The 11,848-nt window shown below is 70.2% G+C and carries 11 protein-coding genes; 8 read left to right on the forward strand and 3 right to left on the reverse strand.

The window, feature by feature from the left end; all coding sequences use genetic code 11:
- Nucleotides 1-22 precede the first annotated feature (22 nt).
- Both Q5722_RS14200 and Q5722_RS14205 read left to right on the forward strand, forming a co-directional pair.
- Nucleotides 23-553, forward strand: a complete 531-nt coding sequence (locus Q5722_RS14200) for a flavin reductase family protein (protein WP_305028916.1) — start codon at nucleotides 23-25, stop codon at nucleotides 551-553.
- A 2-nt stretch (nucleotides 554-555) separates the two neighbouring features.
- Nucleotides 556-1,002: a TetR/AcrR family transcriptional regulator gene (locus tag Q5722_RS14205; protein ID WP_305029081.1), complete on the forward strand. Its 447-nt coding sequence runs from the start codon at nucleotides 556-558 to the stop codon at nucleotides 1,000-1,002.
- Nucleotides 1,003-1,054: 52 nt separating this feature from the next.
- On the opposite strand, the gene Q5722_RS14210 is transcribed toward Q5722_RS14205, so the two are convergent.
- Complete coding sequence (locus tag Q5722_RS14210) at nucleotides 1,055-1,924, reverse strand: HpcH/HpaI aldolase/citrate lyase family protein (RefSeq protein ID WP_305028917.1); 870 nt, start codon at nucleotides 1,922-1,924, stop codon at nucleotides 1,055-1,057.
- A gap of 2 nt (nucleotides 1,925-1,926) precedes the next feature.
- Complete coding sequence (locus Q5722_RS14215; RefSeq protein ID WP_305028918.1) at nucleotides 1,927-3,003, reverse strand: HpcH/HpaI aldolase/citrate lyase family protein; 1,077 nt, start codon at nucleotides 3,001-3,003, stop codon at nucleotides 1,927-1,929.
- A 41-nt stretch (nucleotides 3,004-3,044) separates the two neighbouring features.
- Here Q5722_RS14215 and Q5722_RS14220 point away from each other — a divergent pair, with 41 nt between their 5' ends.
- The 6 genes from Q5722_RS14220 (at nucleotide 3,045) to Q5722_RS14245 (ending at nucleotide 11,117) form a co-directional block, all read left to right on the forward strand.
- Nucleotides 3,045-5,384 (forward strand): ATP-binding cassette domain-containing protein, encoded by a 2,340-nt coding sequence (locus tag Q5722_RS14220; protein WP_305028919.1) that lies wholly within the window; start codon nucleotides 3,045-3,047, stop codon nucleotides 5,382-5,384.
- 50 nt (nucleotides 5,385-5,434) lie between these two features.
- Nucleotides 5,435-6,904: an LVIVD repeat-containing protein gene (locus Q5722_RS14225; RefSeq protein WP_305028920.1), complete on the forward strand. Its 1,470-nt coding sequence runs from the start codon at nucleotides 5,435-5,437 to the stop codon at nucleotides 6,902-6,904.
- A 48-nt stretch (nucleotides 6,905-6,952) separates the two neighbouring features.
- The gene (locus tag Q5722_RS14230) at nucleotides 6,953-7,753 is read left to right on the forward strand and encodes an FAD-binding oxidoreductase (protein ID WP_305028921.1); all 801 of its coding nucleotides are present in this window, start codon (nucleotides 6,953-6,955) and stop codon (nucleotides 7,751-7,753) included.
- A gap of 89 nt (nucleotides 7,754-7,842) precedes the next feature.
- Complete coding sequence (locus Q5722_RS14235) at nucleotides 7,843-9,090, forward strand: NADH:flavin oxidoreductase/NADH oxidase family protein (RefSeq protein WP_305028922.1); 1,248 nt, start codon at nucleotides 7,843-7,845, stop codon at nucleotides 9,088-9,090.
- A 275-nt stretch (nucleotides 9,091-9,365) separates the two neighbouring features.
- Entirely contained in the window at nucleotides 9,366-10,352 is a 987-nt protein-coding gene (locus Q5722_RS14240; protein WP_305028923.1) for an AurF N-oxygenase family protein, read from the forward strand.
- Nucleotides 10,353-10,544: 192 nt separating this feature from the next.
- Nucleotides 10,545-11,117 carry a TMEM165/GDT1 family protein gene (locus Q5722_RS14245; RefSeq protein ID WP_305028924.1) on the forward strand — a complete coding sequence of 191 codons (573 nt, stop codon included), beginning with the start codon at nucleotides 10,545-10,547 and terminating at the stop codon, nucleotides 11,115-11,117.
- A gap of 18 nt (nucleotides 11,118-11,135) precedes the next feature.
- On the opposite strand, the gene Q5722_RS14250 is transcribed toward Q5722_RS14245, so the two are convergent.
- On the reverse strand, nucleotides 11,136-11,804 hold the full coding sequence (locus Q5722_RS14250) for an MBL fold metallo-hydrolase (protein ID WP_305028925.1): 669 nt from the start codon (nucleotides 11,802-11,804) through the stop codon (nucleotides 11,136-11,138).
- Between the last annotated feature and the right edge of the window lie 44 nt (nucleotides 11,805-11,848).

Here is an 11,848-nt window from a genome sequence, read left to right on the forward strand (position 1 = left end):
AGCGGTCTGGGAGACTGCTGCCATGCCCGGCACCTCCGACTTCGAGCTCCGCCCGGGCGAACCCGTCGACATCGACGACTCCGCAGCTGCGCGGGTCCGGGCCCGGTACTTCCGGGAGGTCGTCGGCGAGTTCGCGACCGGTGTCGTGGTGGTGACCGCCCTCCTGGACGGCCGGCCGGTCGGGATGACCTGCCAGACCTTCTCCAGCGTCTCGCTCGAGCCTCCGCTGGTCAGCTTCATCCCCGCGCTCACGTCCCGCTCGTGGCCGCTGATGCGCGAGGCGGGCCACTTCTGCGTCAACGTGCTCGCGGCCGAGCAGGCCGAGCTGGCCGCCGTCTTCGCCTCGAAGGGGGCCGACAAGTTCGCCGGGGTGACCTGGCGGGCGGCCGGCAGCGGTGCCCCGATCCTCGAGGGGGCGCTCGCTTACGTCGACTGCACGATCGAGGCCGTGCACCCGGCCGGCGACCACGACGTCGTCATCGGCCGCGTCCGGTCGCTCTCCAAGCTCTCCGATGCGGAGCCGCTGCTCTACCACCGCGGAGCGTTCCTGTGACGATGGACGACTTCGCCGAGAGGGTGACCCGCCGCTTCCTCGGCTTCTGCGAGAACCAGCGCACCCAGGCCGCGGTGATCGCCACCATCCGCTCGGCGATGGAGGGTGAAGGACGCAGCCAGAAGGTCTTCCGCCGGCTCAACCGGCTCGTCTTCGTGCCGCTCGCCGGCCCGGCCGGGCTGCACGTCTCGACCACCCGCATCCAGCTCGCCCTCGGCACGCTGTCAGCCGCCGCGATGATGCGCTACCAGATGCGGCTCGAGCCGCTCGCCTCGATGGAGTTCGAGGACCTGGTGCAGACGCTGACGCCGGCCGTCCGTGGCGCGCTGCAGGCCGAGCCGGTCGGTGAGATCGAGGCCTGGGACGACGAGGCCGCGCCGTACCCCCGGGCGGAGCCGCACCGGCTCGACGCCCGCCGGCAGTGGAAGCTCACCGGGCGCCTGTCCTGAGACGGCGACAGCCCCCGTCCCGGAGGACGAGGGCTGTCGTGCCGTGCGGCGGTCAGGCCTGCAGTGCCTCGATCGCGGCAGCGATGGAGAGCGTGCGCTTCGCGGACTCGACGTGGAGGTTCTCCACCATCTTGCCGTTGTAGGTCACGACACCGCCGTCGGAGGACTCGAACGCCTCGATCAGGCCCTTGGCGTTGTCGATCGCCTCGGCCGACGGCGCGAAGCCCTCGTTGGCCGGCTCGATCTGGCCCGGGTGGATGATCGTCTTGCCGTCGAAGCCGAACTGGCGGCCCTGCTCGACCTCGGCGAGGAAGCCCTCGGCGTTCTTCACGTCGTTGTAGACGCCGTCGAGGATGACCTTGCCCGTGGCGCGCGCGGCGAGGACCGCGAGCTGGAGCGAGGTGACCAGGTTGGTGCGGCCGACGACGTGGTCGACGAAGAGCTCCTTGACCAGGTCGTTGGTGCCGAGCACCGCGACCGTGAGGCGGTCGGAGGCACCGAGGATCTCGCGGGCGTCGAGGATCGCCTGCGGCGACTCGATCATGGCCCAGAGCTTGGTGTGCTCCGGGACGCCGGCAGCCTCGAACGACGCGATCAGCTCGCGCACCTGCTCGGCCGAGTTGACCTTGGGAACGACGATCGCGTCGGGTCCGGCCTCGGCGGCGGCCTTGAGGTCCTCGGCGTGCCACTCGGTGTCCGCACCGTTGATGCGGATGGTGAGCTCCTTGGCGCCGTACTCGCCCGACTTCACCGCGGCGGCGGCGTTGAGGCGCGCCTGCGGCTTGGCGTCGGGGGCGACGGCGTCCTCGAGGTCGAGGATCAGCGCGTCGACGGCCAGCGTCTTGGCCTTCTCCAGGGCCCGCTCGTTGGAGCTGGGCATGTAGAGGACGGTGCGGCGGGGGCGGAAGCCTTCAGTCGTCATGGTCAGTCAACCTCGATCGCGTCGTACATGGCCTTCAGGTCGGGGTCGGTCGCGGCGAGGCGCTCGGCGAGCTCGACCATGACCTTGCACTGCTTCACGGAGGCGTCGTCCTCCATCTTGCCGTCGAGCATGACCGCGCCGGTGCCGTCGCCCATGGCGGCGATCACGCGGCGGGCGTGCTTGATGTCCTCGACGGACGGCGAGAAGACCTTGTTGGCGATCTTGATCTGCACCGGGTGCAGCGACCAGGCGCCGACACAGCCGAGCAGGAACGCGTTGCGGAACTGGTCCTCGCACGCGACGGTGTCCTTGATGTCGCCGAACGGGCCGTAGTACGGGAAGAGGCCGTGCATGGCACACGCGTCGACCATGCGGGCGATCGTGTAGTGCCACAGGTCCTGCTGGTACGTCGTGCGGTCGGCGTCGTACTGCAGGTCGCCGGCGTCGTTGCGCGGGGCGTCGGCCCGGACCAGGTAGCCCGGGTGGCCACCACCGACGCGGGTGGTCTTCATGCGGCGGTCCGCGGCGAGGTCAGCCGGGCCGAGGGAGAGGCCCTGCATGCGCGGGGAGGCGGCGCAGATCTCCTCGATGTTGGCGACGCCACGGGCGGTCTCGAGGATCGCGTGGATCAGGATCGGCTTGGTGATGCCGGCCTTGGCCTCGAGCTGGGCGAGGATCCGGTCCATGTAGTGGATGTCCTCGGCGCCCTGCACCTTGGGAACCATGATCACGTCGAGCTTCTCGCCGATGGCGGGCACGAGCGTGGTGAGGTCGTCGAGCACCCACGGCGAGTCGAGCGAGTTGATGCGGGTCCAGAACTGGGTCGGACCGAAGTCGACCTCCTGGCCGATCTTCACGAGGCCCTCGCGGGCGATCTCCTTGTTCTCGGCCTTGACGGCGTCCTCGAGGTTGCCGAGGAGGACGTCGACGGTGCCGACCATGTCCGGGACCTTGGCGGCCATCTTGGGGTTGCCGGGGTCGAAGAAGTGGATCGCGCGGCTCGGCTTGGCCGGGATCTCGCGGACGGGGGCCGGAGCGCCCACGGCGAGCGGGGAGAAGAAGTCCTTGGCTGAACGCATGGACGCGATGCTACTTGTGCGTGGACCGGCATGATGGGGCCGTGCACGCTGCGGACAACCACGACTTCATCACAGTGCAGGGCGCCCGGGAGAACAACCTCAAGGACGTCAGCGTGGCGATCCCGAAGCGGCGGCTGACCGTCTTCACGGGCGTCTCCGGCTCCGGCAAGAGCTCCCTGGTCTTCGGCACCATCGCCGCGGAGAGCCGCCGCCTGATCGACGAGACCTACTCGACGTTCGTGCAGGGGTTCATGCCGACGCTGCCGCGGCCCGACGTGGACGCCCTCTCCGGCCTGACGACCGCGATCCTGGTCGACCAGGAGCGGATCGGTGCCAACCCGCGCTCGACGCTCGGCACGGTGACCGACGCCAACGCGATGCTGCGCTCGCTCTTCAGTCGCCTGGGGCAGCCCTACATCGGCGGGCCGACGGCGTTCTCGTTCAACATCCCGACGACGAAGGTCGGGGGAGTGTCGGTCACCGAGAGCGGGAAGAAGAACGTCGTCCGCCAGCAGGTCTACCTCGGCGGCATGTGCCCGGCCTGCGAGGGCCGGGGCACGGTCTCCGACCTCGACCTCACGGCGATCATCGACGAGTCGAGGTCGCTGGAGGAGGGCGCGATCCTCGTGCCCGGCTACACCGCGGACGGCTGGATGGTGAGCGCCTTCAAGGCCGTCGTGCCCGCGGACGTCCCGGTCGGGCAGCTGAGCGAGGAGCAGAAGGCGGACCTGCTGTACGCCGAGCCGCGCAAGGTCAGGGTCGACAAGATCAACATCACCTACGAGGGCCTGATCCCGAAGATCCGGAAGTCCATGTTCAGCAAGGACCCCGAGAGCCTGCAGCCGCACATCAGGGCGTTCGTCGAGCGCGCGGCCGTCTTCGGTGAGTGCCCGCGGTGCGAGGGGACGCGGCTCAACGAGTCCGCGCGCACCTCGAAGATCAAGGGCCTCGACATCGGCGACGTCTGCCGGATGCAGGTCACCGACCTCGCTGACTGGGTCCGGACCATCGGCGAACCGGTGGTCGCCCCGCTGGTCGACGGGCTGCTGCACCTGCTCGACGCCCTCACCGAGATCGGCCTCGGCTACCTCTCGCTCGACCGGCCCTCCGGCACGCTGTCGGGCGGCGAGGCGCAGCGCACCAAGATGGTCCGCCACCTCGGCTCGGCCCTGACGGACGTCACCTACGTCTTCGACGAGCCCACGATCGGCCTCCACCCGCACGACATCGAGCGCATGAACAAGGTCCTCACCGAGCTCCGCGACAAGGGCAACACCGTGCTCGTCGTGGAGCACAAGCCGGAGACGATCGCGATCGCCGACCACGTCGTCGACATGGGACCGGAGGCCGGCACCGGCGGAGGCGAGGTCGTCTTCGAGGGCACGTACGACGAGCTGCGGGCCGCCGACACCCACACCGGCCGGGCACTGGCCTACCGGGCCAGGCTCAAGGACCGGGTCCGCGAGCGCACCGGCGTGATCGAGGTCCGCGACGCGACGTCCCACAACCTCGACCACGTCGACGTCGACATCCCGACCGGTGTGCTCACGGTCGTGACCGGCGTCGCCGGCTCGGGCAAGAGCTCCCTGGTGCACGGCTCGGTGGCGGGTCGCGCGGGCGTCGTGGTCGTCGACCAGGCGCCGATCAAGGGGTCACGCCGCAGCAACCCGGCGACGTACACCGGACTGCTGGAGCCGATCCGGAAGGCGTTCGCGAAGGCGTGCGGGGTGAAGCCGGCCCTGTTCAGCGCCAACTCGGAGGGTGCCTGCCCGACCTGCAACGGCGCCGGCGTGATCGTCACCGAGCTCGGGTTCATGGACACCGTCTCGACGCCGTGCGAGGACTGCGGCGGCAAGCGCTTCCAGGCCTCGGTCCTGGAGCTGCGCTGGGGCGGGCTCAACATCGCCGAGGTGCTCGACCTGCCGGTGTCGGAGGCGCTGGCGTTCTTCAGCGCGGGCGAGACGAAGACGCCCGCGGCGGCATCGATCCTGGCCCGGCTCGAGGACGTCGGCCTCGGCTACCTGCGCCTGGGTCAGCCGCTCAACACCCTGTCCGGGGGTGAGCGGCAGCGGGTCAAGCTGGCGATGAACATGAAGGACAGCGGGGGAGTGTTCGTGCTCGACGAGCCGACCACCGGCCTGCACCTGAAGGACGTCGACAACCTGCTGCGGCTGCTCGACCGGATCGTCGACGCGGGCAAGACGGTGATCGTGATCGAGCACCACCAGGCCGTCATGGCACACGCGGACTGGGTCATCGACCTCGGCCCGGGCGCCGGTCACGACGGTGGCCGGGTGGTCTTCGAGGGAACGCCGGCCGCGCTGGTCGCGGACCGCTCGACGCTCACCGGCCAGCACCTCGCGGCGTACGTCGGGGAGTGAGGCGGCGGGCGGCGGCGTGACCGTCGTCACCTGCGTTCGTTGAGGTGTGCATGGATCACCGCAACGCCGTCCATCGCCTCATCGCCGCCCTCGTCGTCGCGCTGGGCCTCGGCACGCTGGCGATCGCCGGCGTCTCGCAGGGAGCCGCTGACACCTGGCCGGCTGCCACGCCCCGGGCGGTGTGCGGTCCCGGATCGCTGCCGGAGACCTCGTGGCAGGGCAGGGTCCCGAAGGCCGACTACGACAGCGGGCGCGCCGCGAAGGGGTACTTCTGCAACACCAGGCAGGTGGCCCACCAGGGTGCCTCCGGAGGTTTCAAGGTCGAGCGCTACACCGATCCGGCCGGACACACGTGTGCGTTCTACGACTCCACGCTCATCGCCGGGCGTGACGTCCTGAGCAACACCCTCAACGGCACGGGCCTCGGCGTGCAGGTGCTCGACATGGCCGACCCTGCCGCGCCAGTGAAGACGGCGAGCCTGGTCACGCCGGCCATGCTCAGCCCGCACGAGACGCTGCTGGTCAACCGGGCGCGTGGCCTGCTCGTGGCCGTGATGGGCACCGCTGCGACGCTGCCGGGCGTCATGGACGTCTACGACGTCAGGACCGACTGCCGGCACCCGAGGCTGCTCTCCACCTCGCCGATGGGCATCCTCGGCCACGAGTCCGGCTTCGCGCCCGATGGCAGGACGTTCTGGAGCGCCGGGATCGCCGGCACCCTGGCTGCGATCGACCTGACCGACCCGCGCACGCCGAAGCTGCTCAAGCTGCAGACCGGCGTGGTCTACCACGGGGTGCGTCTCTCGCCCGACGGTCGCACCATGTACGTCGCCAACATCGGCTCCCCGTCCGCGACCGGCATCTCCGGTGGTGGCCTGCGGATCCTCGACGTCAGCCAGGTCCAGGACCGCGTGGCGAACCCGCAGATCACGACGCTCTCGAGCCTGACCTGGCGCGAGCTGTCGATCCCGCAGGTGGCCGAGCCGTTCACGAAGGACGGCCGCACCTATGTGATGGAGGTCGACGAGTTCATCGACCTCTTCTCCCTCCAGGGGCTGACGAGCATGAAGACCGCGCCGGTCGGCGCCGCGCGGATCATCGACGTCACCGACCCGGTGCACCCGCGGATCATCTCCAACCTCCGCCTCGAGGCGCAGCAGCCCGACCGCCGCGACGCGGAGTGGGGCGACCCGGGTGCGTCGTTCCCGGCACAGGGCTATGCGGCGCACTACTGCTCGATCCCGCGGACCGACGCACCGAAGCTGGTCGGCTGCTCGATGATCCTGTCCGGGCTGCGGCTCTTCGACATCAGCGACCTCGCGCACCCGAAGGAGGCGGCGTACTTCAACCGGCCGCTCACCTCCGCGAAGGGCCTGGTGCTCCTGCCGCCGGCGATCGGGTCGTGGGCGATGAGCGCTCCGGCGTACGACGCGGCGCGCGGCCAGGTCTGGTACACCGACGCGAACTCGGGCTTCTACGTCGTGCAGCTGACCAACGGCACGGCCCGGCTTCTCACGTGACGGTGGTCACGGCGACGCGGTGTCCCGGCAACCCGTAGGCTGCTTTACATGTCAGGCCAGATTGTCGAAATCGACTCCTACCTCCTGCCCGTCGTCGAGGTGGTGGAGGAGACCCACGACGCGCTGACGGTCGCCCTCGAGGTGCCGGCGGAGCTGGCGTCGGAGTTCGTCTACAAGCCGGGCCAGTTCCTGACCATCGCCGTGCCGAGCGACACCCACGAGCTGGCGGCGCGCTGCTACTCGCTGTCGTCGTCGCCGCACGACGGCGGCCCGCTGCGCGTGACCATCAAGCGCACGGCCGAGGGCTATGCGTCGAACTGGATCGCCGACAACCTGCGCCCCGGCCACAGCCTCCGCGTGCTGCCGCCGGCAGGCATCTTCACGCCGAAGGACCTCGACGAGGACCTGCTGCTCTTCGCGGGCGGCTCGGGGGTCACCCCGATCATGTCGATCACCCGCACCGCTCTCGCGCACGGCACGGGACGGGTCGTCGTCTTCTACGCGAACCGCGACGAGAAGTCGGTGATCTTCGCGCGGGAGCTCGCCGAGCTCGCGGCCGCGCACCCCGACCGCCTGCTCGTCGTCCACTGGCTGGAGAGCGTCCAGGGTCTCCCCACCCAGGACCAGCTCAAGGCGTTCGCCGCGCAGTACTCCTCCTATGACGCGTTCTGCTGTGGCCCCGCGCCGTTCATGAGGGCGGTCTCGATGGCGCTGCGTGAGCTGGATTTCCCGCGCGAGCGGCGCCATCAGGAGAAGTTCGTCTCGCTCGCGGGCAACCCGTTCGGCGACGGGTTCTCCGTCGACACCGCCGAGTACGAGATCGGCGAGTTCGACACCGACGGCGCCTGAGCCCTGTCACGGCTCCGCCCGCGGTCGGAGCGGCAAGTTCCGACCAGGGGAGGACGCCCGGATCCTTCACCGGTGGATAGATTGCGGCCGTGATCGAGACCTCCCTGACCCTGCCCTGCGGCGTGACGCTGCCCAACCGCCTCGCCAAGAGCGCCCTGTCGGAGCAGCTCGGCACGATCGCGACGCACGCGCCCGACGGTCGCCTGGTGAAGCTCTACGACCGGTGGGCGACGGGCGGCTCGGGACTCCTCGTCACCGGCAACGTCATGGTCGACCGGCGTGCGCTGGGCGAGCCGGCGAACGTCGTCGTCGAGGACGGCCGCGACCTCGAGGCGCTCTCCGCCTGGGCCGCGGCCGCGAAGTCGGCAGGTGCCGTGGCGCTCGTCCAGGTCAACCACCCGGGTCGCCAGTCGCCGCGTTCGCTGTCGCCCCGACCGGTCGCCCCGTCGGCCATCGGGCTCAAGGGCATGGGCGGGGCCTTCGCCGTGCCGCGCGAGCTCACCGCGGAGGAGATCGCCGACATCGTGGCCCGGTACGCCGAGACCGCGCGCGTGTGCGTCGCCGCCGGCTTCGACGGCGTGCAGCTGCACGGTGCGCACGGCTACCTGATCAGCCAGTTCCTCTCGCCGCTCGCCAACCAGCGCACCGACCAGTACGGCGGCTCCACGGAGAACCGCGCGCGCTTCCTCCTCGAGATCGTCGCCGCCACGCGTGCGGTGATCGGGGCCGACAAGGTGCTGTCGGTGAAGCTCAACAGCGCCGACTTCCAGCGGGGCGGGTTCAGCGAGGACGAGTCGATCGTCGTCGCGAAGGCGCTCGAGGCGGCCGGCATCGACCTGCTCGAGATCTCCGGCGGCACCTATGAGGTCGGCGCGATGATGGGCGTCACGAAGCGCGAGTCGACCCGCCAGCGGGAGGCCTACTTCCTCGACTTCGCCGAGCGCCTCCGTGGCGAGGTGTCGCTTCCGCTCATGGTCACCGGCGGCTTCCGCACCAAGGAGGGCATGGACGAGGCGATCGCGACCGGCGCCGTCGACGTGATCGGCCTGGGTCGTCCCCTCGCGGTCGACCCCGACTTCCCGCGCCTGCTCCTGTCCGGCCAGCGCTCCGAGGTCGCCGGCATGGAGCCGCGCTCCATCGGCATCCGCAAGCTCGACGCGATGGCCGAGGTGGTCTGGTACACGACGCAGCTGTGGCGCATGGGCCGTGGCAAGGAGCCCGCGGTCACCAAGCCGTCGGCGGTCGGCGTGGGGGAGTACGTCGTGAAGTCGCAGCTGCCCGCCGTCGTACGCGGCGTGGCGGGGCAGGTCCCCGTCGTCGGTGGCCTCTTCCGCTGAGCGCGGAGGCCCCGCCTAGACGAAAGTAGGGGCCAAACAGTGACTTCTGGCCCTGTCGCGACGCGGTGGGCGCCGCCTAGCCTGAAGTCACGAAAGCCCCTCCCGGCCTTCACCTCCTGATGGAAGCGGTGACTTCCCCTCTCTGTCATCGCCCGTCGACTACGGCCCCGCCACGACAGGTTCGTCGCGGGGCCCTGTCGCGCTTTCCGGGGGTGTGACGCGCCACACATGCACGGTGAGTGTCTGTGACAGGCTGTCGCAGGTAATGTCGCCGCATGGTCCAGGAAGCATTCGACGCCGTCGCCTACGAGGCCCACCTGCGAAGCCTCTCCGAGGCATCCGTGCGACTCTCCTTCAACGCCTTCACGGACGTGCCGTGGGACGACCCGGCGTACGCGTGGCGGGAGGACGACCCGCAGTTCGTGCTGTCGGAGGCGGACGTCATCGGTGCCCATCCCTGGTACCAGGCGCTTCCCCTCGAGCGGCAGATCGCGATCGGGATGTTCCGCTTCGCCCAGATCGCGAAGGTGGGCCGCCAGTTCGAGCAGGTGCTGATCGGCGGGATGATGCACCACCTGATCGGCATGCGCACCGGCAACCCGGAGTTCCGCTACGCCATGCACGAGGTCACGGAGGAGACCCACCACATCCAGATGTTCCAGGAGGCGGTCAACCGGGCCCACGAGCGCTTCGGCATCGACCCCCAGGGCGCGCCGACGTACTTCCAGCGGCTTGCGCCGTTCATCACGCAGGCCGGGCTCTACCTGCCGACCGTCTTCTTCATCGGGATCCTCGCGGGTGAGGAGCCGATCGACCACCTGCAGAAGTCCATGATCCGCGACGGAGGACGGCAGCCGCTGATCTCGCGGATCATGCAGATCCACATCGCCGAGGAGGCGCGGCACATCAGCTTCGCGCACGAGTGGCTGGCGAAGAACGTCGCCGCCGCCGGGCCGGTCAAGCGCTTCTTCCTGTCGCTCGCCTACCCGGCCGCGATGTGGTGGCTCTGCAGCATGATCATGAAGCCGACCCGGCGCGACCTGCGGGCGATGGGCATCCCGCGACGGGTCGCCCGCGAGATGTGGTGGCGCTCGCCGGCCTCGGACGCACACCGCCGCGAGATGTTCGGTGACGTGCGCCTGCTCGCCGACAGGCTCGGCATCCGGCGTGGTCCGGCGCGCCTGCTGTGGACGCTCCTCCGGATCGACGGCCGGCCCTCCCGCTACCGGGGCGAGACCCACGAGCGGGACCTCGCGGCCTGAGCCGGTACCATCATCGGCGAAAGGGAGTAGTCCCCAACAGCCGCGTCGACACACTGACCTCCGGGTCCGGTGCGGCAGGCCACCTCGGTGGCGGACGAGACTTTCGACCAGATTGACGACCCACTACGGACGTCGCCTGGTCGGAGGCGACGTCCCTGGTGTCCTTCGGCCTCGCGGCGCAAGGAGACACCCGTGTACGCCTTCCTTCTCAGCACCGCCGTCATCTTCGTCGCCGAGCTGGGCGACAAGAGCCAGCTGATGGCGATGACCTTCGCGACCCGGTACCGGGCCCGTGATGTCATCCTCGGCATCACCGCGGCGACCGCGATCGTGCACCTCGCCTCCGTCGGCATCGGCGCCCTCCTCGGGGACGCCTTCGCGGCCCACCAGGGCACGATCAACATCGCGGCCGGTGTCGCGTTCCTCGCCTTCGCACTGTGGACGCTGCGCGGCGACGAGCTCACCGACGAGGAGTCGCAGAAGGCCGCCCGCGCGCGCGGACTGGCCGTCGTCGCCGTCGGCACGGCCTTCTTCCTCGCGGAGCTCGGCGACAAGACGATGCTGGCCACGATCACGCTCGCCACGAACGAGGGCTGGTTCGGCACCTGGCTCGGGTCGACGCTGGGCATGGTCGCCGCCGACGCCCTCGCGATCGCTGCGGGTGTGCTGATCGGCCGCAACCTGCCCGAGCGCCCGATCAGGTACGGCGCCGCCGCGCTGTTCGCGATCTTCGGTGCGTTGCTGCTGCTCGAGGGGCTCCGCTGAGGTCGCGGCCCCGGCGGGTCACCAGCCCCGGGCCCGCCAGTCCGGGAGGCTCGGACGCTCGGTGCCCAGCGTCGAGTCGCCGCCGTGGCCCGGGTAGAACCAGGTCTCGTCGGGCAGACGGTCGAAGATCTTCGTCTCGACCTGGTCGATGAGGGTCGCGAACGCATCGGCATCGCCGAAGGTCGCACCGACGCCACCGGGGAAGAGCGCGTCGCCCGTCCACAGGTGCGGGTGGCCCGCGGGGTCGCGGTAGAGCAGGCAGATCGAGCCGGGCGTGTGACCGGCGATGGCGATGACCTCGAGCTCCACGTCCCCGACCCTGACCACGTCGCCGTCGCCGACGCGTCGCGAGACAGGTACGCCGGTCGCCGACTCGATCGCGTCGGCATCCGGCGCGCCGGCGACGGTCATCGGCCGGGTGACGGCGGCGAGGTCGGCCAGGGCGCGGTGGTGGTCCCAGTGCTGGTGGGTGGTCACGATGGTGTCGACGATGCCGCCGGTGAGCTCCAGGAGAGCAGGGGCGTCGTCGGCGGCGTCGACGAGCAGCTGGGCTCCCGTCGCCGTGCAGCGCAGGAGGTAGCAGTTGTTCGCCATCCGGGGATCGACGGCGTACTTGGTGATGGTGAGGCCGGGAAGCTCGCGGATCGCGGGCGGGCCGGCGGGAGTCACGTCTCCGGTGTACGTCATGGTCCCCAGCGTAGGCAGGCGTCGGTGGGTGGACGTCGGGCGCA

The sequence above is a fragment of the Nocardioides jiangxiensis genome, assembly GCF_030580915.1.
Classification (GTDB): domain Bacteria; phylum Actinomycetota; class Actinomycetes; order Propionibacteriales; family Nocardioidaceae; genus Nocardioides; species Nocardioides jiangxiensis.